This is a genomic window from Sinorhizobium sp. P24N7 (genome assembly GCF_042436655.1).
Classification (GTDB): domain Bacteria; phylum Pseudomonadota; class Alphaproteobacteria; order Rhizobiales; family Rhizobiaceae; genus Sinorhizobium; species Sinorhizobium meliloti_A.
The window spans coordinates 293,591-316,053 of the sequence record NZ_JBHMIW010000008.1 but is presented as its reverse complement, the minus strand read 5'-3'; the positions used below and the strand labels follow the sequence as shown (position 1 = coordinate 316,053).

16 protein-coding genes are annotated in these 22,463 nt (G+C 63.2%); 5 read left to right on the top strand and 11 right to left on the bottom strand.

Annotated elements, in window-relative coordinates; genetic code table 11:
- Positions 1-70: 70 nt before the first annotated feature.
- Complete coding sequence (locus tag ACFHWW_RS16775) at positions 71-1,003, bottom strand: VOC family protein (RefSeq protein WP_324763644.1); 933 nt, start codon at positions 1,001-1,003, stop codon at positions 71-73.
- A 273-nt stretch (positions 1,004-1,276) separates the two neighbouring features.
- Between ACFHWW_RS16775 and ACFHWW_RS16770 the strand changes: the two genes are divergently transcribed.
- Positions 1,277-3,097, top strand: a complete 1,821-nt coding sequence (locus ACFHWW_RS16770; RefSeq protein ID WP_379939374.1) for an ATP-binding protein — start codon at positions 1,277-1,279, stop codon at positions 3,095-3,097.
- Complete coding sequence (locus ACFHWW_RS16765; protein WP_379939372.1) at positions 3,094-4,437, top strand: sigma-54-dependent transcriptional regulator; 1,344 nt, start codon at positions 3,094-3,096, stop codon at positions 4,435-4,437. Before ACFHWW_RS16770 ends, ACFHWW_RS16765 begins: the two co-directional genes overlap by 4 nt.
- 143 nt (positions 4,438-4,580) lie before the next feature.
- Here the strand turns inward: ACFHWW_RS16765 and ACFHWW_RS16760 are convergent, their stop codons facing one another.
- From ACFHWW_RS16760 to ACFHWW_RS16745, 4 genes are read right to left on the bottom strand one after another with little or no spacing between them, the layout of a single operon-like run.
- Positions 4,581-6,182, bottom strand: coding sequence for an ABC transporter ATP-binding protein (locus ACFHWW_RS16760; RefSeq protein WP_100670194.1), 1,602 nt, complete (start codon positions 6,180-6,182; stop codon positions 4,581-4,583).
- A gap of 1 nt (position 6,183) precedes the next feature.
- Positions 6,184-7,314 (bottom strand): ABC transporter permease subunit, encoded by a 1,131-nt coding sequence (locus ACFHWW_RS16755; RefSeq protein WP_338281327.1) that lies wholly within the window; start codon positions 7,312-7,314, stop codon positions 6,184-6,186.
- Positions 7,307-8,230: an oligopeptide ABC transporter permease OppB gene (gene oppB / locus ACFHWW_RS16750; RefSeq protein WP_379939369.1), complete on the bottom strand. Its 924-nt coding sequence runs from the start codon at positions 8,228-8,230 to the stop codon at positions 7,307-7,309. The genes ACFHWW_RS16755 and oppB overlap by 8 nt, the downstream gene beginning before the upstream one ends.
- Before the next feature lie 51 nt (positions 8,231-8,281).
- On the bottom strand, positions 8,282-9,880 hold the full coding sequence (locus ACFHWW_RS16745) for a peptide ABC transporter substrate-binding protein (RefSeq protein WP_379939367.1): 1,599 nt from the start codon (positions 9,878-9,880) through the stop codon (positions 8,282-8,284).
- A 645-nt stretch (positions 9,881-10,525) separates the two neighbouring features.
- Between ACFHWW_RS16745 and fba the strand changes: the two genes are divergently transcribed.
- On the top strand, positions 10,526-11,569 hold the full coding sequence (fba, locus tag ACFHWW_RS16740; RefSeq protein WP_018098425.1) for a class II fructose-bisphosphate aldolase: 1,044 nt from the start codon (positions 10,526-10,528) through the stop codon (positions 11,567-11,569).
- Between the two features lie 174 nt (positions 11,570-11,743).
- Here fba and ACFHWW_RS16735 read toward each other — a convergent pair whose 3' ends face one another.
- The 5 genes from ACFHWW_RS16735 to ACFHWW_RS16715 all read right to left on the bottom strand — a co-directional run bounded on the left by ACFHWW_RS16735 (position 11,744) and on the right by ACFHWW_RS16715 (position 18,007).
- On the bottom strand, positions 11,744-13,537 hold the full coding sequence (locus tag ACFHWW_RS16735) for an ABC transporter ATP-binding protein (RefSeq protein WP_379939365.1): 1,794 nt from the start codon (positions 13,535-13,537) through the stop codon (positions 11,744-11,746).
- A 9-nt stretch (positions 13,538-13,546) separates the two neighbouring features.
- Positions 13,547-14,584, bottom strand: coding sequence for a glycosyltransferase family 2 protein (locus ACFHWW_RS16730; RefSeq protein ID WP_379939363.1), 1,038 nt, complete (start codon positions 14,582-14,584; stop codon positions 13,547-13,549).
- Between the two features lies 1 nt (position 14,585).
- Positions 14,586-15,689: a glycosyltransferase family 2 protein gene (locus ACFHWW_RS16725; RefSeq protein ID WP_379939361.1), complete on the bottom strand. Its 1,104-nt coding sequence runs from the start codon at positions 15,687-15,689 to the stop codon at positions 14,586-14,588.
- Positions 15,690-15,705: 16 nt separating this feature from the next.
- Positions 15,706-16,839, bottom strand: coding sequence for an acyltransferase family protein (locus ACFHWW_RS16720; protein WP_379939399.1), 1,134 nt, complete (start codon positions 16,837-16,839; stop codon positions 15,706-15,708).
- A 337-nt stretch (positions 16,840-17,176) separates the two neighbouring features.
- Positions 17,177-18,007 (bottom strand): MerR family transcriptional regulator, encoded by an 831-nt coding sequence (locus tag ACFHWW_RS16715; RefSeq protein ID WP_018098420.1) that lies wholly within the window; start codon positions 18,005-18,007, stop codon positions 17,177-17,179.
- Positions 18,008-18,221: 214 nt separating this feature from the next.
- On the opposite strand from ACFHWW_RS16715, the gene ACFHWW_RS16710 reads away from it, so the two are divergent.
- Positions 18,222-19,490 (top strand): 4-aminobutyrate--2-oxoglutarate transaminase, encoded by a 1,269-nt coding sequence (locus ACFHWW_RS16710; protein WP_324763634.1) that lies wholly within the window; start codon positions 18,222-18,224, stop codon positions 19,488-19,490.
- 115 nt (positions 19,491-19,605) lie between these two features.
- Positions 19,606-21,081 (top strand): NAD-dependent succinate-semialdehyde dehydrogenase, encoded by a 1,476-nt coding sequence (locus ACFHWW_RS16705; RefSeq protein ID WP_379939358.1) that lies wholly within the window; start codon positions 19,606-19,608, stop codon positions 21,079-21,081.
- 185 nt (positions 21,082-21,266) lie between these two features.
- Here ACFHWW_RS16705 and ACFHWW_RS16700 read toward each other — a convergent pair whose 3' ends face one another.
- Positions 21,267-22,439: an acetate/propionate family kinase gene (locus ACFHWW_RS16700; protein ID WP_379939356.1), complete on the bottom strand. Its 1,173-nt coding sequence runs from the start codon at positions 22,437-22,439 to the stop codon at positions 21,267-21,269.
- Positions 22,440-22,463 lie beyond the last annotated feature (24 nt).

Sequence of the window (22,463 nt, the reverse complement as noted above, 5' to 3'; positions counted from 1 at the left end):
AACACTTCTTCTATCTAAAGAAGTGCACTCCTTCCTGCGCCAGCGGAAGGAGCTTACAGGGTGCTGGCCGCTAGGCGTCCAGCTTCTGCAAATGGCTTTCGAGAACCGGGCGCAGATGCTTGTGTTGCTGCGGCAGCTTCAGCGCCTCTCCCAGATGCGCGATGTCCTCGTCCCGGTCGAAACCGGGCTCGTTCGTGGCGATCTCGAAGAGAACGCCGCCGGGCGTGCGGAAATAGATCGCCCAGAAATAGTCCCGGTCGATCACCGGTGTCACGTGGTAGCCGGTGTCCATCAGCGCCTTGCGCACCTCCAACTGCTTCTCGCGGTTGTCGACGGCGAATGCGACGTGGTGAACCGAGCCGGCACCCTGTGCGGCGCGGCTGATGTTTGGCAGCGTCTCCAGATCGACGAGGCTCGCGCCGTTGCCGCCGGGCACGATCAGCCTGGTTACGCCGTCCTTGCGGTCGAGTTCCTCGTAACCCATGAACTTCAGCAGTTCCGCAGTCGCGCCTTCGTCGCGTAGCCGCATGGCGACCGAGTGGAAGCCGCGAATGGCGTGATCCAAGGAGATGCCGCCTTCGGTCCAGGGCGTACGCGGGTCATCCTCGGCCTCGACGAGAGCGAAGCCGTCGCCGTCCGGACCGGCAAAGTTCAGGCGCTTTTCGCCAAAGCTTTCCGTCTGCTTGAGACCGCTCGCACCGAGTGTCGCCAGGCGCTCCTGCCAGAAGCCGAGCGAGCCCCGCGGGATTGAGAAGACGGTCGTCCCGACCTCTCCGGTGCCCGCGCGGCCGCGCGGCATCTGCGGAAAGGGAAAATAGGTCATCACCGTGCCGGGGGTGCCGGTCTCGTCGCCATAGTAGAGATGGTAGACGTCCGGCGAGTCGAAGTTCACCGTCTTCTTGACGCGGCGCAGGCCGAGCGTATCGGTGAAGAACCGGTTGTTCGTGCGGGCGTCGTTCGCCATCGACGTTACGTGATGCAGGCCTTTGATCTGGTCAAGCATGATCCGCTTCCTTTCTGCCCGCGCTTTGCGGGGTGCGTTGATGTCGGTTAGATGCTCTCTGGACGCCGAGAGCGAAAGACCGTTGCAAAAGAACGGATTGTCAATGGGATGTTGACACGACAGGATGACCGTTAACAATTACGACCACAGACCGGAGAGGACTGCCTGCATGGCAGCTTGCCACGCGTCAGAGCGCCATTTAGCATCGCGGCGGCCGGCAACATTCGATCCTGCGGCCAACACCGCGAGCGGGAGGAGGAGCCCGGCCATCCCGTGAAATACCGTCTCGTTCTTGCCCTCCTTCTCCTGCCGGCAGCCGCAGGATTGATCGCCGTCCAGGGAACCGCCGTCGCCACGCGCAGCTATATGCAGGAGGCCTCGTCGCAGGCGAACACGGCTCTGCGGCTGGCGGTTGCGGCCCTTAGCGGCCACCTGAACCGCTATCAGGCCCTGCCCGCGCTGATCGCCGACCATGATGACGTCAAGGAACTGGTCACGCGTCCGCGCGACCGGCGGCTGCGCGGGGCCGTCAATTCGTATCTCAAGGAGATCAACGAACTCCTCAAGTCTTCCGACATCTACGTCATCACACCGGACGGCAACACGATCGCCGCCAGCAATTACGATGGACCGACGAGCTTTGTCGGCGAGAATTTCAGTTACCGCCCTTATTTTCAGGATGCACTCAAGGGGAACCAGTCCCGCTTCTATGCTCTCGGCACGACATCGCTGAAGCGCGGTTACTATTTCGGTGCGCCGGTCCGCGTCGGAGGGGACATCCGCGGCGTGATCGTGTTCAAGGTGGATATCGAAACCATCGAAGCCTCCTGGCAGGGTGGCGAATACCGGATCTTCGTCTCCGACCCCGAAGGCATCATCTTCATGAGCGGCAATCCTGCATGGCTCTATGCCGGGATCCTACCGCTGACGCCTGACCGGCTTGCCCGGACGGAGGGGTCGCGGCGCTATGCGGACGCCACGCTCCGCCCCCTGCCGGTCGTACAAAGCGAGCTTTCCGGACATCGATTGCTAAAGGTGTCCGAGGGCAGCGAGCGGGAATATCTGGCCCTCTCGCATTATATGCCGGAGGCGGATTGGACCGTGAACGTTCTTACGGACACGGCATCCGTGCGGACCCAGGCCCTGACCACGGTTGCAGCCGTCATGCTGCTCCTTTGCCTCGCCGGCCTGGCGATCGCGATCATCATCCAACGGCGCGCAAGGCTCAGGGAACGCATTCTGATGCAGGAGCAGGCGCAGGAGGAACTCGAGCGCCGCGTCGAGGAGCGCACGGCGGATCTTGCACGCGTCAATTCGCAGATCGAAGCGGAGATCGCCGAACGGCGGCTCACCGAGCAGCAGTTGCGCCAGACCCAGGCCGATCTCATCCAGGCGGGCAAACTCGCCGGCCTCGGGCAGATGTCCGCTGCCCTGTCTCACGAATTCAACCAGCCCCTCGCCGCCGCCAAGACCTATGCCCACAGCGCCGCGCTGCTCATCGAGCGTGGCCGCACGGCCGAGGCGAGCGACAATGTCCGGCGGATTTCGGGCTTGATCGACCGTATGGCCTCGATCAGCCGTCACCTGCGCAATTTTGCGCGAAAACCCAATGAAAAGCTCGGCCCGGTCCGTCTCGACGAGGTGATGCGCGACACGCTGGAAATCGTGGCAGTCCGGTTGAAAGCGGCAGACGCCGAAATGGATACCGATCTCGGCGATGAGCTGGCGGTCCTCGCCGGTTCGGTCCGCTTGCAGCAGGTGCTCGTCAACGTGATCTCGAACGCCGCCGACGCCGTCGAAGGACTTGACGATCGCAAGCTTTCCGTGCGCGCCTGGCGCGAAGGCGGCAGGGTCGTGCTGACGGTGCGCGATCGCGGCGCGGGCGTTGCTCCGGCAGTTGCGGAACGCATCTTCGATCCGTTCTACACGACCAAGGGCGTGGGAAGAGGCCTCGGCCTCGGCCTGTCCATTTCCTACAACATCATCAAGGATTTCGGAGGAAGCCTCACCGTGTCGAACCATCCGGAGGGTGGCGCGGTGTTTCGTATCGAGCTTGCCGTTGCCGGAGAAACCGGGCGGGAGGCAGCTGAATGAGCGAAACCCGCATCCTGCTCGTCGACGATGAAGAGGAACTGCGTCGCTCCAGCGCTCAGGCGCTGGAACTCGCCGGCTTCCGGGTGGATACGTTTGCCAGCGCCGAGCATGCGCTCGAACGCATCGCCTTCAGCTTCCACGGCGTCGTCATCAGCGATATCCGCATGCCCGGAATGGACGGAATGACCTTTCTGCAGCGCATCCGCGAGATCGATGCCGAACTGCCGGTGATCCTGGTGACCGGACACGGCGATGTGCAGCTGGCGGTCCGGGCGATGCGCGAGGGCGCCTATGATTTCGTCGAAAAGCCCTTCACCGCCCAGATGCTTGCCGGCACCATTCGCCGCGCGCTCGATTGGCGTGGTCTCGTGCTCGAGAACCGCCGCCTGCGGGCCGTTGCGGGCAAACGCGACGACATAGAACAGCGGCTGCCCGGGCGAAGCCAGGCAATGGTCGACCTGCGCTACCGCATCAGGGCGATCGGCGCCTCCGACGCCGATACGCTGATCATCGGCGAAACGGGAGTTGGAAAAGAAGTCGTCGCCCGCGCGCTCCACGATTTGAGCAGCCGCGCGAGCGGCCCGTTCATCGCCATCAATTGCGCCGCTCTTCCCGAAAACCTGATCGAAAGCGAGCTCTTCGGGCACGAACCGGGCGCATTCCCCGGAGCGCTCAGGCCGCGCTACGGCAAATTCGAGCATGGCCGCGGCGGCACCATCCTGCTCGACGAGATCGGCTCCATGCCTTTCGATCTCCAGGCGAAATTCCTTCGCGTGCTGCAGGAGCGGGTCATAACGCGCCTCGGCTCGAACGAGACCGTACCGCTCGATGTTCGTTTCATCGCGACCAGCAAGGTCGACCTGGAACGCGAGGTAGCAAGCGGCCGCTTTCGTGCCGACCTGCTTTACCGGTTGAACGTCGCAACCTTGAGAGTGCCGACGCTTTCGCAGCGCCGTTCCGATATCTCCCTGCTCTTCATGCAGCTCGTCCGCGAATCCGCCGCTCGCTACGGCCGGGACGACATCGTCGTCTCGCCCGCGCTCGCTTCGGAAATGGCCGCACGCGAGTGGCCCGGCAACGTGCGCGAGTTGCGCAATGCCGCAGAGCGTCTGGTCCTCGGGCTCGAAGCCGAACGCGAAGAAGTGCTTGCATCGGCGAACGGCCGGCGCCTGGCCGACAAGGTGGCCGCCTTCGAAAAGAGCGTCATCGCCAGCGCTCTCGCGGCCCATGGCGGCGCGTTGAAGCCCGTCTACGAGTCGCTCGGCATTTCACGCAAGACGCTCTACGAGAAGATGCAGAAGTTCGGGCTCGACAAGAAGGCGTTATCGGAGGAGCGGTAGTGCTCCCCCGCACGCGGGGTGAGGGGATGCCCTGAAAATGTGCGGTCATGTTGACGAAGTCGGCCCATATAGTCCCTTCTCCCCGCCTGCGGGGAGAAGGTCGCGGCGGCGGGATGAGGGCAATCCGGCACGAGTTGCCTACCTCACACGTTGAACGCGGCTCCGATCAGCGTCTTGGTATAGGGCTCCCTCGGCGCATCGAAGATTGCGTCCGTTTCCCCCTCTTCGACGATCCGGCCGTTCTTCATCACGATCACATAGTCGGACATCGCCTTCACCACCGAAAGATCGTGGCTGATGAAGATGTAGGAGAGACCGTGCTTTTCCTGCAGATCGCGCAGGAGGTCGATCACCTGCCCCTGCACCGACCGGTCGAGGGCCGAAGTCGGCTCGTCGAGAATGACGACCTTCGGCTTCAGGATGATCGCGCGGGCGATCGCGATGCGCTGGCGCTGTCCGCCGGAGAATTCATGCGGATAGCGGTTGCGCGAGGCGGGGTCGAGGCCGACTTCCTTCAGCGCTGCGATGGCCCTGCGGTCGCGGTCGGCACGGCTCAGGTCGGGCTCATGCACATGGAGGCCTTCGGTGATGATCTCGCCCACGGTCCGGCGTGGCGAGAGCGACCCGTAAGGGTCCTGAAAGACGAGCTGCAGCTGGCGGCGCAGCGGTCGCATCGCGCCGCGGTCGAAGCCGGAAATGTCGGTCGAGCCGAAACGGTAGTAGCCGCTGCTCGGCAGAAGCCTCAGCAGTGCCCGGCCGAGCGTCGACTTCCCGGAGCCGGATTCGCCGACGATCCCGATCGTCTGGCCCTGCCTGAGCCTCAGATTGACGCCGTCGACTGCACGGAAAGCGGCCGAGGCTCCGCGGAAGAGGCCGCCAGGGATCGTATAGTCCACCGCGACATTGCGACCCTCCAGGATGATCGGGGCATTGTCGGAAGGCGGAGGCTTGCGCCCGCTCGGTTCGGCCTCCAGCAGCATCCTGGTATAGTCCGCCTTCGGCCGCTCGAAGATATCGGCCGTCACCCCCTGCTCCACGACCTCGCCGCGGCGCATGACCGCGACCCGGTCGGCGAAGTACTTGACGATGCCGAGGTCGTGGGTGATCAGAACGATCGCCATGCCGAAGCGCCTTTGCAGCGATTTGAGCAGATCGAGGATCTGGGCCTGGATGGTCACGTCCAGGGCGGTCGTCGGCTCGTCGGCGATCAGGATGTCCGGCTCGTTGGCAAGCGCCATGGCGATCATGACGCGCTGGCGCTGGCCGCCGGAAAGCTCGTGCGGATAGCTGTCGATGCGCCGCCCCGGTTCGGGAATGCCGACGAGCTCCAGGAGCTCGAGGACGCGCCTGCGCGCCTCCTTGAAGCTGCCGCCCCGGTGATGGACGATCGGCTCGGCGATCTGGCGGCCGATCGTGTAAAGCGGGTCGAGCGAAGTCATCGGCTCCTGGAAGATCATGGTGATCTTCGAGCCGCGCACCTTGTTCAGTGCCTTCGGTGCAAGGCCCACGAGTTCCTGGCCGCGATAGCGCGCCGAACCCGTCACCGTCCCGTTCTTGGCGAGCAGACCCATGATGCCCATCATGGTCTGGCTCTTGCCCGAACCGGATTCGCCGACAACTGCGAGCGTCTCGCCGGAACGGACGTCGAGATCGATGCCCTTGACCGCTTCGACGGTGCCGTCAGGGGTGGAAAAGTCGACCTTCAGGCCGCGCACAGCGAGAATGGAATCCTTCATCTCTGTCATGTCAGCGGTCCTTCGGGTCGAGCGCATCGCGCAGGCCGTCGCCGACGAAATTCAGCGAGAACAGCGTCACGACGAAGAAGATGGCGGGGAAGATCAAGAGCCACGGCGCCGACTGTATGTTGTTCGCACCTTCCGAGATCAGGGCACCCCAGCTCGTAAGAGGCGCCTGCACGCCCAGTCCGAGGAACGACAGGAAACTCTCGAGCAGGATGACCTTCGGCACGACGACGGTGACGAAGACGATGACCGGACCGATCGTATTCGGGATGATGTGCCGGCGGATGATCTGCCAGTCGGTCAGACCCAGCGCCTGCGCCGCTCCGACGAACTCACGCCGCTTGAGCGCCAGCGTCTGGCCGCGCACGATGCGGGCCATATCCAGCCATTCGACAGCCCCGATCACCAGGAAGATCAGGATGAAGCTCCGGCCGAAGAAGACGACGAGCACCACGACCAGGAAAACGAAGGGCAGCGAATAGAGGATCTCGACCAGGCGCATCATGACGTTATCGACGCGCCCGCCGATATAGCCCGATGTCGCCCCGTATACGACGCCGATGCCGAGCGAAACGAGACTCGCCAGCAGGCCGACGGCGATGGAGATCTGGCCGCCCAGCATCACCCGGACAAGCAGGTCGCGGCCATTGGAATCGGTGCCGAAGGGGAAATATTCCCGAGCCACCTCGCCCTCGACCTTCAGGGTACGGCCATCGTTCTCCGTCGCGACCACCTCGGTGTTCTCGAACTCGTTCGCCCGGTCGAAATAGCGCGTGGCGCGAGGATCGATAGGCTCGTCCGAAGTCACGGTGGCGGTGAAGGTCTGGCCTTCGACGTTGAATTCCGTGAGCGTGACGCGTGCACGCGTCGCCACGCCCTCCATCACGTCCTGAAGTGTCGAGGTGTCTGGACGCGGCTCGAGGCTGGGGCCGATCGTGACATAGGACGGAAAGACCTGATCGTAGCTGTGAGGCGAAAAAAGCGGCCCGACGAAGGAAAAGAGCGCGATGAGCACCAGCATGACGCAACCGGCCATGGCCGGGCGGTTGCGGCGGAAGCGGAGCGTTGCGAGCTGAAAGAGGCTTCGGCCTCTGGTGTCGGGCATCGATGCCGGGATCTGAGCGATATCAGTCATGGCGAACCCTCGGATCGAGCAGGCCGTAGAGAATATCGACCAGAAGATTGAAGAGGATGACGAAGATGGCGATGAGGATCACGGTGCCCATTACCAGCGTATAGTCGCGGTTGATCGCTCCGAGCACGAAGTAGCGCCCGACGCCCGGTATAGTGAAGATCGTTTCCACCACGGCCGAGCCCGTAAGGAGGGCGGCGGCGCAAGGAGCAAGATAGGAGACGACCGGCAGCATGGCACCGCGCATGGCGTGCGTCACGACCACGGCGCGGGACGGCAGGCCATAGGCTTTCGCGGTGCGGATATGATCCGTATTGAGGGCCTCGATCATCGAGCCGCGCGTGAGCCTGGCAAAGACCGCAAGCTGGGGAAGCGCAAGCGCGATCATCGGCAGGATGAGAAAGCGGAGAGAACCGTCGCCCCAGCCGCCGGCGGGCAGCCACGCGAGCACGATCGCAAAGATCAGCGTCAGCACGGGACCGACGACGAAGTTCGGGACGGTGACCCCGATCGTGGAAACCGACATGACCGCGAAATCCAGGAAGCTGTTCTGCCGCAAGGCGGCGATCGTTCCCGTTATGACGCCGCCGACGACCGCGAGCAACAGCGCGTAAAAGCCGAGCTCCATTGAATAGGGCAGTCCCTTGCCGATCAGCTGCGCGACATTGTTGTCGTGGTAAATGTAGCTCGGACCGAAGTCGCCCGTGATGGCATTGCCGAGATAGGTGGCGTATTGGCGCCAGAGCGGCTGATCGAGGTGATAGGTCCTCATCAGGTTCTCCATCGTGGAGGGCGGGAGAGGACGCTCGAGGTTGAAGGGCCCACCGGGGGCAAAACGCATCAGAAAGAAGGATATGGTGACGACGATGAACAGCGTCGGCACCGCACTCGCCAGCCGGCGAAGGATGAAGGAGATCATTGACTTTGCTCCGGAGGCGACGCGCGGGTGCCCGCGCGTCGCCTCAGTTCGTTATTCGGCGATGCTCAGGAACTTGCTCAGGTGCGCATTCGGCGCATTGTCCTGCCAGCCCTTGACCCGCTCCGAAACGAGCCAGAGGTCCGCCTGGGTCAGGAACGGCGCTATCGGCTGCTCCTTCATCAGCAGAGTTTCAGCCTCGTGCATGATCTTCGATCGTGCCGCCGGATCCTGTTCCTCATAGGACTTCTTCATCAGCGCATCGAATTCGGCGTTTTCGAAATGGCCGTAGTTGAAGGTCTTGTTGGTGCTGAGGCTCAGTGCCAGGAAGTTTTCGGCATCGGCGTAATCGGCGACCCAGCCGGCACGCGCGACGTTGAACTTGCCGCCCTCCTGCAGGTAGGCATAGTGCGACGACACGTCGAGATTCACCAGCGAGACCTTGGCGCCGAAGGTGTTCTTCCACATGTCGGCGACCGCCGTAGCGACACGCTCATGGTTGGGATTGGTGTTGTAGCGGATTTCGATGTTGAGCGGCTTGCCGCCCTCGCCGTAACCGGCTTCCTTCATCAACTCGATCGCCTTGTCCTCGCGGTCGAGTTGCGACATGTCGGCAAAGTCGGCCTTGGTGGGATCGCCGTAGCTCTCGATGCCCGGCGGGACCATCGAATAGGACGGCAGCTGCGAACCGCTGTAGATTTCCTTGGCAAGGAAGTCGCGGTCGACCGCCATCGAAAGTGCCCGGCGGACGCGGACATCGCTATAGGGCTCCTGGCGGGTGTCGAAAGCGTAGTAGTAGGTGGCAAGCGTCGGGGAAACGTGCACCTGCTCTCCATAGGACGTGCGCAGGCGCTCGATCTGGTCGGCGGAGAAGTTGTAGGCGAGATCCATTTCCTTCGCTTCGAAACGACGGACAGAGGCCGCCTGATCGTCGATCGGATAGAAGATCACCTTGTCGAGCTTGACATTGGCGGCATCCCAATAATTGGTGTTCTTCTCCACCGTCAGGCTGTCGTTCGGCACATGCGCCGTCAGCTTGAATGCGCCATTCGAAACCATCACACCCGGTTTGACGAAGTCCGCGCCGTTCTTTTCGACGCTCGCCTTGCTGACCGGAAGCGCCGTCTGGTGTGCGAGCAGTTCCAGGAAGAAGGGCGTCGGCCGTTCGAGGGTAACCTCCAGGGTCTTTTCGTCGACGGCCTTTACGCCGAGCTGGTCGACCGGCACTTCGCCCTTGTTGACCTTTTCGGCGTTCTTGATCGGGAAGAGGATGTTGGCGTATTCGGCCGCGGTCTTCGGATCCTCCACGCGGCGGAAGGAGAAGGCGAAATCCTCTGCCGTCACCGGCGATCCGTCCGACCACTTGGCATCGGCACGCAGTTTGAACGTGTAGACGGTACCGTCGTCCGAAAGCTCCCAGGTTTCGGCGGCGCCCGGAACGATCTTGCCCGCGGCATCGTAGATCGTCAGGCCTTCATAGAGGTCCTTGAGGATGAACTCCTCGATGTTGATGGAGGTGTGGGCCTGGTCGAGCGTCTGCGGTTCGCCGGCATTGCCGCGGTGAAGTACCGCCTCGGCGAGCGCGGGGCTTGCCCCGATGAGCAGCGAGCCTATGAGCGCAGCGGCCCTGAGATTGAGTTTCAGTGAAGCCATTTTTCTTCTCCTTCCCCTCGTTTTGGGTTCATTGATCGCAGGAGAGAAGTGCAAATTTTCAGCGAACGCAAGCGATCTGCCCGGAAAATTGCAGCCTTCTCTTTAAAACGCGAACGCCGATAATCGCTCAGGTTGTATAGGCGTTTGCGACGAATTTCCTCCCTTTCACGACGCAGGTCTGCCGGCCGGCCCCGGCGCGCGGAGATCCACCTGCAACGTTGTAGATCGCTTCGGCATGTTGCGCTTCGTTACGGAAGAATGCTCCGAAAGAGCAGTCATGCAACCTTCATGAATTGTAGCGGCACTTTACGTAATATGCATAAAAAATTGTCCCAATCGCTGCAATCTTTTTGCACATCGGCTCCCCCTCACGCGGACGCCGAACGCCGCCACGATCCGGACCGAACCTGCCGCCGGCCGCGAAAACCCGCGGCTGCTCTGCGGGCACAACTGAGATTGGCAACACCACCAGAGGGCGAAAGTAGCGATTTCTGGCAGGGGGATTTCTCATCCACAGCAATTTGGTCTGACGCACGTCCATCAAGCGACCGGCACGACCGCCGGCCCGGTTGCCAAACGCCCCGCATGAATTATTGTGCGCTTGAACTGGCGCCTGGAGTGGCGCGGAGCATCAGGGAGTTAAGAATGGCATTGATCACATTGCGGCAACTGCTCGACCACGCGGCAGAGAACAATTACGCACTGCCGGCCTTCAATGTGAACAATCTCGAATATATCCAGGCCGTCATGAGGGCCGCGGATGCGACCGACTCTCCTGTCATCCTGCAGGCAAGCCGCGGCGCGCGGGCCTATGCCGGCGATGCGTTTCTGCGCCATCTGATCCTCGGCGCTGCGGAAGAATATCCGCATATCCCCGTCTGCCTCCACCTCGACCATGGCGACCAGCCGTCGACCTGCATCTCGGCGATTACCAACGGCTTCACCTCCGTGATGATGGACGGCTCGCTGGAGAAGGACGGCAAGACCGTCGCGAGCTACGAATATAATGTCGCCGTCACCGCGGAAGTCGTGAAGATCGCCCATGCTGCCGGCGTTTCCGTCGAAGGGGAACTCGGCTGCCTCGGCAATCTGGAAACGGGTGCCGGCGACAAGGAGGACGGCCATGGATTTGAAGGCAAGCTCTCACGCGAGGAACTGCTGACCGACCCCGAGCAGGCCCTCGACTTCGTTTCGAAGACCGGCGTCGACGCTCTTGCGGTCGCCATCGGCACCAGCCACGGCGCCTACAAGTTCACCCGCGAACCCGACGGCGAGATCCTCTCGATCGAGACTATCGCCAAGATCAACAAGCGTCTGCCGAACACCCACCTCGTCATGCACGGTTCCTCGAGCGTCCCCGCCGATCTCCAGGAACTCTTCAACGCCTATGGCGGCAAGATGAAGAAGACCTGGGGCGTTCCGGTGTCCGAGATTCAGAAGGCCATTCCGCTCGGTGTGCGCAAGGTCAATATCGACACGGACCTCCGCCTCGCCTTTACCGGCGAGATCCGCAAGCACCATATCGAACATCCGGATAATTTCGATCCGCGCAACTATCTGAAGCCGGCAATTGCCCACATGACCGAGGTCTGCAAGGAGCGCTTCGAGGCCTTCCACGCCGCCGGCCAGGCATCGAAGATCCGGGTGCTGCGGTTGCCGGAGATGGCCAAGCGCTACGCCGCCGCATAATTTTCAGATCAGAGCCCCCCTCCGCCTGCCGGCCCCTTCTCCCCGTCCAAACGGGGAGGTCGCGGCAGCGGGTAGAGGGGCCGCGCCTCAGCGCCCGCAACCAGGGTCGATGGACAAGCAGCCGGGGTCCTCGCGCGCCCTGCATCCGGCAGTCTGCGCGCACACCGCAAACCTCTACCCTCCGCCCCCCGTGCCGGTCTCATGCTCGTAGAGCTGGTCCATGCTGAGCGACGCGACGTCCGCCAGCGCGGCCTGGCCCTTGACGCGCCCGGAGCCGAGGACCACGACGTCGTCGCAGAACGAGATCGTGCTCCGGTGATGGCTGATCACGATCGTCGTGCGCCTGCCGGCCCTCGATCTCAACGTCTCGACGATCGCCGCCTCCGACAGGCCGTCCACCGCATTCGTCGCCTCGTCGAGGATCAGGATCGCCGGATCGCGCACCAGCGCTCTGGCAAGCGCGATGCGCTGGCGTTGGCCTGCCGAGAGGCTTGCACCCCTGTAGCCGACGAGCGTCTCATAGCCCTGCGGCAGCAGCTCGATGAAGCCGTGCGCTTCGGCAAGCTTCGCGGCGCGTTCCGCTTCTGCAGGTGTGGCGCTTTGACCGTAGGTGATGTTTTCCAGGATGGTGCCGTCCACCAGTTCGAGGTCCTGGCTGGCGACCGCGATCTGGCGCCGCCACTGAACGGGATCGAGCTCGTCGAGCGGCACGCCATCGACGAGGATGCGTCCTTCATCCGGCTCGACGAAACGGCAGAGGAGATTGACGATCGTCGTCTTTCCGGCGCCGGAACGGCCGATGATTGCGGTGGAACGGCCGCTGCGGATTTCGAAGCTTGCGGAATGCAGCACCGGGGGACGCACCTCGGAACCGGGATACCTGAAGGTCACCCGGTCGAATTTCATGCCCTCGTGCAGGCCGTCGACCGGGGCATTGCCCTGAGGAGGCTTCGGCTTGTCGGAGGAGTCGAGAAGCCAACGCACCTCTTCGAGCGATCCGCTCCAGCCCTGAATCTGGCTCCAGGACATCTGCAGGGCGCGCATATGCGGCTGCAGTCGATATAGCAGCACGACGAAGGCGACGATCACCGGAAAGCTGACGCCGACGGACCAGGCGCTTACCACCACGGCCAGAAACAACGCCGAGTGGAGCACCTCGGTCAGCGGCGGCAGCGCCCCCTGTCGTGACTGGAGCGCAAAGCCGGCACGGCGAACGGCGTCGGACGCGGAATCGAATGCATCCTTCTCGCGTGTTTCCTGGCCGAACACGCGGATCAGCCTTCCGGCATGAACGAGATGCAGCATTCTGGCGGCAAGCTCGCTGTTGAAGGAGGTCACATGGCGGCTTGGGCCCTTGAGCGTCGCGGAGAGCGCTGCATGGGCAAGCTGGACAAGGACGAGGCCGAGCGCCACGAACAGCGTCATCTGCCAGGACATGAGCAAGAGAAAGGCGAGCAGGATGACCGCCGCCGAGCCGTGCACGATAGACGAAAGGACCGTCTGGATCGCGTCGGACGCGCGCCATGACTCGTTGGAGATGATGTTGAGCAGCCGGCCGGGACTTTGCTGCATGAAGAACGGATATCCAATCCGCAGGAGCTGATCCGAAAGCGCGCTGCGGATGGCGTGGCTGGCCTTGCCGTAGATGAAGGTCGTGAGCAGCGTGTTAGCGAAGGCGAGGATATTCTTGAGCACGATCAGCGCGAGCACGGCGGCCGCAATGACCAGCAGGCGTTCGCCGTCTCCCAAGCCCGCTCCTACCGCCTGAAAGTAAGCGGAAATGCCGCTCAAGCCGTTGGCTTGTCCATCTCCTGCGATGATGCCCAGCATCGGAATGATGAGGCCGATGCCGGCGCCTTCGAGCGCGGCGCTGGCAAGGCCGAGAATGACGACGACCGGCAGCAGGCGCATTTGCCGCCCCAGCGCGCCGCGCAGGACCTCCAGTCCCGGCAATAGGAATCTACGCATATGCGATCCTCACCTGAGCTTCGGTGCTGCTTGTTCGGGCTGGCGCCGTTCGGTCGGTTGCGCCGCGTTTGCCATGGCAATCCGCGCGAAGCGCGCGGCGCCGACAATGTTCATCGAAACGATCGGCCAATGTGACAGTTGCAGCTTTGGGTCGAAGCGGGCGCCTCCGAAAACTTCGCCGCATGCGGACCTGACGGTCCAGCCGAAATGCTTGAGGAGCCAGGGCGCGCCGAGCAGGTGCTTCAGACAGAGCCCGCCATTGCCGAGGCTGTAATTACGATGCAGTTCTTCGATCGCCGCACGAAAACGGCGGCCGTGATGATGATGGACGATCATATCCGGCACGTATTCGACCGGAATGCCGAGCCGAAATGCCCGGACCAGGTAATCCGTATCTTCCGCGGCCTTCAGCGGCGCGCCTGCGCCGAAGCGCTCGTCGAAAGGACCGATGCGTGCCGCGACGTCGCGATGCATGGTCATGTTGCAGCCGAGCACGAAGCCGCCGGGGTGGACATCGCGGGTCAGACGTGCCGCGACTTTCGACCGCTTGATGGTGAACGGCAGGTCGGCAGGATCGCCGAGTTCCACGCGTCCTCCGCGGATGACCCGCGCGTCGCCACTGGCGTAGTGCCGTTGGAGGTCGGCGAGATAGTTCCTGTCCACCTCGCAGTCGTCGTCGATGAAGACGAGAATCCGGCCCCGCGCGCGCGCCATCCCTGTATTGCGTGCCGCGGCGAGACCCGGGCGAGGCTCGGTGGCGAGCGTGATCGGCATTGTCGAGGCTGCTGCCATGCGTGCGAGTTCTTCCGGGGTGCCGTCCGTGGAGCCGTTGTCGACGACGACGAGTTCGCTCCTGTTCGCCGCATGGGCATGGCATGCGGCCTCGATCGATCGGATCGAGGCGCCAAGCGCCCGGACGCGGTTGCGCGTGCAGACGATGAAGCTGACCAACGGCTCCGACTCTTCGGACAATGAAGCGGCCACCGAGTGCCGAGCGGCCGCTGCTCTTAGATGTTTCTGCGCTTTTGCAGGCTGTTCGACGGCCATGTCAGATCCAGCCATGCCCGGAAAGCACGCTCGCGGCGGGCACCGACTGCAGGTGGCGCGCGAGCCGATCCACCCGCTTGCTCGCGGCGAGCGAAATCCGGCTGCACCAGGGTGCGCGAGCGGCCGCGAGCAGCCCGTATCGCTCGCGGCGGCGGATCAGGCCCCATTTCCCGGTCCGCGTCAGGAACTCATGGGTCAGTCGCGGCTGCTCCTCGTCGGCGATGAGCTGGTAGAGGAAGTAGAAGAAGCAAAGGGCGCCGTCCTCATAGGCACGCCGAACCTCGCCCGGCTGGGCCGAAATCTCACCCTCTAGCGCCAGGACCCAGTCGGCAAGACGTGCCACCGTCTCGCTCGTCACCGCGGCGCCGATCGCTTCGAGGGCTGCGGATTCTCCGAGAAGGGCATCCCGCGCCAGGTTCTCGGCGACGATGGTCAAATGGGTTCGGCGCATCTGCCGCTTGTGCTTGCTGGTCACGCTATCCTCATGGATGCGATAGGCGACCAGCGCCTCGTCGATCATGTGGACTGGGAAACGATCCGCGATCCGCCTGAAGAGATCGAAATCTTCCGCATGCACATAGTTCGGGTCGTAGCGGAGCATCTCTTCCGGGATGACGTTACGGTTATAGACGACGGTCGAGTGCATGAAGATGGTGAAGAACATCGACAGGATTCGCAGGCTTCCCGGGCGGTATATGGGATTGGGCTTGCCGCGGATGATCCGATTGCCAATCAGCATGTCGATGCCCGTGCCGGAAAGGGCGAGCCGGGGCTCTGCGGAAAACAATGCGACCTGACGCGACAGGCGCGACGGATAGGCGATGTCGTCGGCATCCATTCGCGCGACAAGCTCGCCCTTTGCAAGCGCGAGGCCTTCATTCAGTGTCGCTATGAGGCCGCGGTTCTCGCGGGAAATGATGGAAACGCGAGAATCGCTCTTGCGATAGCGTTCGAGAATGTCCCGCGACCGATCCGTCGACCCGTCGTCGATCGCGATTACCTCCAGACGCTCGTAGTCCTGGCGCAACACGCTCTCGATAGCTGCGGCGATGTACGGCTCCGCATTGTAGACAGGCAGGACGATGGAGACGAGGGGCGTCGGCATGGTTCGGCTCGTGAGCTTATCGGAGGTTCTGGGGCTGCAGGGCTTCGTCACGACCGGCGCCAGGGATAGCGACTGCCGCCCCGGCTCCGCCGTCGGAACGAATATAGGGAAAGTGCCGCTTCAGCCCGTTGAGCGGCTTTTCGAAGAACAGCCAGGAAACCGAGGCGAGCATCAGGGTCAGGGAGCCCGCAACGACGAACCGCCCTGCCCCCTGATCCGAGACATTGACCGGGATGAAAGGCTGCGCTTGAACGACCAGGGCCAGCACGACCGCGTGGAAAAGATAGACGCCATAGCTGATCCGGCCGAGCGCCGCCAAAGGCGAAAGCGCGACGAGCCGACCGGCAAGCCCGCCGATCCCCTTCGAACAGCCGCCGACCAGCATGGCGAGCGGCAGGAGCGGGAGGACCTCCAGGCCAATCCAGGCGAACCACGCGACGACCGGTGACATGGCAACAGGCTTCGACCACACGAGGACGAGCGAAGCGAGCGAAAGCGGCATCCAGCTCAGTTTTGCCCATGCCGGCCAACCGACTCGCCAGGATGGGCGGGCGGCGAGCAGCGCGCCCACGGCCAGCGCATCCATCGACGCCGGCGGCAAAAGATCCCGCGCGAGTGATGGAGTACCGGTGAGCGGCCAGTAAAAGCGGTAGGCGAGCGAGCAAACGATAACGCCGATGCAAACCCCGGCAACCGACCGGCGCGGCACGAGCAGCACGATCAATGGCCATACGAGGTAGAACTGCTCCTCGATGCTCAGACTCCACGTATGACAGAGAACCCACGGCGTCCATTCGTTCTGCAGCGCGTACCAGAAATTGGACAGATAGAGGGCGTGCCACGCCATGACCTCCTTCGATCGTTCCAGATCAAGGAAAAAGACGGCGGCGAGGACGGCGAAGTAAGGGGGGAAGATGCGAAGTGCGCGGCGCGCGTAGAAGGATTTGAGTGCCGTCGCCGGCTCGAAACGGGCAGCGTCGCGCGCATCGAGCAGCAGGCGCGTTATCAGGAAGCCGCTCAATACGAAAAACAGCCGAACGCCGAGATGGCCCCAATGGGATCCATCGGCTGCGAAGAAATGCGCATAGAGCACCATTGTGACAGCTACGGCTCTCAGGCCGTCCAGCTGCTGGTCGCGCACCATCTGCATCAACACTCCCTCTCCGTTCGAGCTTTCTTCCGTCGATTCGCGAACAGGTGCATCGTCTGCAATCAGGTTCGTTGAGCGCTTGGCGATGGAAGCAAGCAGTCGGGCAGGCTAAAGAACTGTTCGAGGCTGAACGGGGGAATCGGGCCAAACTTTGTTCCGCCCTTCATCAACATAGCCGGCCGATTCCCAAGACGCCGGGAGTGTGTCTTGGGCGCAATATTCAGCGTCGGCACGATCGAGTAGGCGTTGGTTGGCAGCGGCCCGACTCATTACGTCGGAATACATCTGTCAGCACATAAACATCTGAATTATTTTCACGCTGTAAGTGCCGATGTTTTCAAAACGTCGGCGGCGTGTTGATCCACAACAACACCGTTTCGCCGTCGTGCCTGTTCGACCAGGCATGGCGGCGGCGGCTCTCGAAATAAAGGGAGTCGCCCGGGTGGAGATCGTAGAACTGATCCGAATCCAGCACGAACTCCACATGTCCGGAGAGGACGTAGACGAATTCCTCCCCCTCATGCCGGTAGGCGCCCTCGCTCGAGGCGCCTGGCGCCAGAACGAAGCGATGGCAATCCATCTGGTTCTTGCCTTCGGCAAGCAATTGCACCGTCACCCCCGGTGTCGTGCGCGGCCAGTTGCGCCATTCGCCGGCCCGCACGAGCGCACGCGCTCTTGTCTCCCCTTCGCCGGAGAGGCTCGATACTGTGGTTCCGAAATATTCGGCAAGGTTGTGCAGAACGGCGACGGAGACGCCCTGCGACGTCCGCTCCAGGGTCGAGAGCACGGATGCGGCAATGCCGATGTCGCCGGCCACCTGCTCCAGCGTCTTGCCTGCGGCATGTCTCAGACTGCGCAGCTTCCGCCCGACCTGCAGGTCGCCATTGTCGTCGGTCGGCGTGGCGGAGCCATTTTCGTCTTCGGTGAAGGCGCTTTCAGCCTCCAGAGCCTCCCTGATCGCTGCGGGGTTGAGGCCGCGTTCGGAGCGGAACCAGGAAATGCGCTTCAGCCGGGCGAGATCGGCATCGGTATATTGTCTATGCCCCGTCACCGAACGCTCCGGCACGACGAGACCTTGCGTTTCCCAAAGCCTGAGCGTCGAGGCGGACACGCCCGCTAGCCTTGCCGCCTCGGCAACCTTGTAGCGAATGGTGCCAATACCGCCCATCAATTCATATCCTCATCACCGTGCCGGATCCGTGCCGCCGATCGCTGGCGGCTATCTAGCCGCGAGCGCGGCGGCTGCACAAGAAGCGCCCATCAATCCGGGTGTTGTCTCGATCAGCAAATTTGATTTGCAATCCATCCTGAAAAATGTACCTCTTCCTGAGAAAAGTTGCAGAAAAAATGCAATATATTCCCTCTCGACCAGGACGACAACGATGACGAGCCTCACAGATCGCAAGAATGCAGCCATCTCCCGCGGTGTCGGAATGACCACGCAGGTCTATGCCGAGCGCGCGGAAAACGCCGAGATCTTCGACAAGGAAGGCAACCGCTACATCGACTTTGCCGCCGGCATCGCGGTGGTCAATACCGGCCACCGCCACCCGAAGGTGATCGCTGCGGTCAAGGCGCAGCTCGATCGCTTCACCCACACCTGCCACCAGGTGGTGCCCTATGAAAACTACGTACATCTGGCGGAGCGCCTGAACGCGATCGTGCCAGGCGAGTTCGCGAAGAAGACCATCTTCGTCACGACCGGCGCGGAAGCCGTCGAGAACGCCGTCAAGATCGCGCGCGCCGCGACGGGCCGCCAGGCGGTTGTCGCCTTCGGGGGCGGTTTCCACGGCCGCACCTTCATGGGCATGGCGCTGACGGGCAAGGTCGTTCCGTACAAGGTCGGTTTCGGCGCGATGCCGGCAGACGTCTTTCACGCCCCCTTCCCGATCGAGCTTCACGGCGTGACTGTCGAGCAGTCGCTTTCGGCGCTGAAGAAGCTCTTCGCGGCCGATGTCGATCCGGCCCGTGTCGCGGCGATCATCATCGAGCCGGTTCAGGGAGAAGGCGGCTTCTACCCGGTCCCGACCGCCTTCATGAAGGCCCTTCGCGAGATCTGCGACCAGCACGGCATCCTGCTGATCGCCGACGAGGTGCAGACCGGCTTTGCCCGCACCGGCAAGCTCTTCGCCATGGAACATCACGGTGTCGCGCCGGATCTGACGACGATGGCGAAGAGCCTCGCCGGCGGCTTCCCGCTTGCGGCCGTCACCGGCCGTGCCGAGATCATGGACGCGCCCGGGCCGGGCGGCCTCGGCGGCACCTATGGCGGCAATCCGCTCGGCATCGCCGCCGCGCATGCGGTCCTCGACGTGATTGCCGAGGAGAACCTCTGCGAGCGGGCGAACCAGCTCGGAAACCGGCTGAAGCAGCGCCTTGCGGCCATCCGCGAGAAAGCACCGGAAATCGTCGACATCCGCGGACCCGGCTTCATGAACGCCGTCGAATTCAACGACGTGAGGACGAACCTGCCGAGCGCCGAATTCGCAAACAAGGTCCGCCTCCTTGCCCTCGAAAAGGGGCTGATCCTGCTGACCTGCGGCGTCCATGGCAATGTCATCCGCTTCCTGGCGCCGATAACGATCCAGGACGAGGTCTTCGCAGAAGCCCTCGACATTATAGAGGCATCGATCCTCGAAGCACGCGGTTGACGGCTGCCGGACCGGCCGCTATCGCGGTCGCCCATGCCGGGGCGCACGATTTGCGCCCTCACAAAGAATAGAAGCGAAGCCTGCGGTCGCCGCAGGCATCGCGGGAGGACGCCCCATGGCCCTGACGCCCGCACTCACCAGACACATCCGGCGACCGAAGGTCTTCGCCTCCCTCGGCGAAGTCACGCGGTCTTTCGGACAGCCGGCCGGCCCCACCTTCGATGTTTCCAACCCATCGACCGGCGAACTGCTCGCGACGCTTCCGGACATGGGAATCGATCACGCACGCGCGGCTATCGACGCGGCCGCCCTCGCCCAGCCTCTGTGGGCCGGCAAGCCGGCCAAGGATCGCAGCATCATCCTGCGCCGCTGGCACGACCTGCTCGTCGAGCATGCCGACGACCTCGCCTCTATCCTGACTGCCGAAATGGGCAAGCCCGTCGGCGAGGCAAAGGGCGAAGTCCTGCACGCCGCATCCTATGTCGAATGGTACGCGGAGGAAGCCAAGCGCGTCTACGGCGAGACCTTCCCGGCACCCGCCAACGATCGGCGTATGCTCGTGATCAAGCAGCCGGTCGGCGTGGTCGGCACGATCACGCCCTGGAATTTCCCGGCTTCGATGGTCGCGCGCAAGATTTCCCCGGCGCTTGCCGCCGGCTGCACGATCGTCCTGAAGCCCGCCGAACAGACGCCGCTGGTGGCCGGCGCGATGTTCGCGCTTGCCGAGAAGGCGGGCTTTCCCGAAGGCGTGCTCAATCTTCTTTACGCCTCCGAAGGCGCCCCGATCGGGCGCGAACTCTGCAGCAATCCCAAGGTTCGCAAGATCAGCTTCACCGGATCGACGGAGGTCGGAAGGCTCCTGATGCGGCAATGCTCCGACCAGATCAAGAAGGTAAGCCTCGAGCTCGGCGGCAACGCCCCGTTCATCGTCTTCGACGACGCCGATATCGACGAGGCGGTGGACGGCGCGCTCCAGGCGAAATTCCGCAATGCCGGCCAGACCTGCGTTTCGGCGAACCGCATCTATGTGCAATCCGCGGTGCATGACGCGTTTGCCGACAAGTTCGTCACGCGCGTGCGCGAACTCACGGTCGGTGACGGTTTTGCTCCCGACGTCGCCATCGGTCCGATGATCGACGTCCACGCGATCGACAAGATCGAAGCGCATGTGGCCGACGCGGTAGCCAAGGGAGCGCAAGTGCGCTCGGGCGGCAGCCGGATCGGAACGACCGGCACCTTCTTCGAACCGACGGTGCTTACCGGCATCTCGCACGACATGCGCATCGCCCAGGAAGAGACATTCGGGCCGATCGCCCCGATCATCCGCTTCGAGACCGCCGAACAGGTGGTGGCCGAGGCGAACGATACGATCTACGGTCTCGCGGCCTATTTCTACGCCGAGAACCTCAAGCGGGTCTGGCATGTCGCCGAGGCTCTGGAGTACGGCATGGTCGGCATCAATACGGGCCGCATGTCTTCTGAGGCCGCTCCCTTCGGCGGCATCAAGCAATCCGGCATCGGCCGGGAAGGCTCCCGCCACGGACTCGAGGACTATCTCGAGATGAAATATCTCTGCATGGGCAACATCTGACCGGGGTGCCTGCCGACCGCCGCGACGCCCCCCGAGACGCCCCCTCTGGCCTGCCGGCCATCTCCCCCCACAAGGGGGGAGACGATTTGCGGCACGGGTCACGCTTCAGCCGAAGCATGCCACATGTAGAAGCGTTCCGTATTGGGAGGGGAGCTGTCGGAACGACAAGATTTCGGGCCGGCTCTTCAAGGAGCACGGATGAGCGCAAGCGTATGGCGGGCGATCATCAGCTCCTCGTCGGTGGGCATGACGTGGAGCGCGACGCGGCTTCCTGCCTTCGAGATGACCGAGGCATCTGCATCGTTTGCGGCCGGATCGAGCTGCGCGCCGAGCCAGGCCAGGCCTTCGGAAATACGGGCCCGGATCGGCGCCGCGTTTTCGCCGACACCGGCGGTAAACACAAAAGCGTCGAGGCCTCCCAAGGCTGCGGCCAGCATGCCGGCGTTGAGCGTGCAGCGGTGCACGAAATGGTCTATCGCGAAGGAAGCGCGCGGGTCCTCGCTCGCCAGAAGCTCGCGCATGTCGTTCGATATGCCGGAGAGACCTTTCAGGCCGGACCGATGGTAGAGCAGGTCCGACACAGCTTGTGCACTCATGTCCCGGAGCAGGTGGAGAACGACGCCGGGATCCAATTGGCCCGGCCGCGTGCCCATCGGCAGCCCGTCAAGTGCGGTAAAACCCATCGTCGTCTCGACGCTGCGTCCGTCGTCCAGCGCGCACATCGACGCGCCGCTGCCGAGATGGGCGACGATCACCCGGCCGCGGGCGACCTCCGGCGCCACCTCGCGCAGTCGACCGGCGATATATTCATAGGAGATCCCATGAAAGCCATAGCGCCGCACACCCTGCTCATAGAAGGCGCGCGGCAGGGCATAGCAATCGGTATGCTCGGCGCGCCCTCGATGGAAGGCCGTGTCGAAACAGGCGACCTGCGGCACGTCGGGTTTGATTTCCATAGCGAGCCGGATCGGCGCGAGATTGTTGGGCTGGTGCAGCGGTGCGAGGTCCTGATAGCTTGACAGACGGTCGAGCACCGTCGTGTCGATCAGCACCGGCCGGACGTAATCCGGACCGCCATGCACCACCCTATGGCCGATCGCCCGGAGGTCGAAACCGCGAAGCGTCGCCAGCCAGTCGCGTGCGACCGACAGGGCCGCGGGAAGGTCGCGAACATCGGTCGTATCCAAGCTCCGATCGATGAGCTCGGTGCCGTCGGCTGCCGTCGCCTTCAGGCGCGACCGGGTTCCGATGCCGTCCAGTTTCGCACGAACCTGCCGCTCGAGCCCCGCCGTGGCGATCCCGAATATCTGGAACTTCAGGCTGGACGAGCCGGCATTGATGACGAGCAGCGCTTCCATCTGACAGGAGCTTCGCACCGAAGC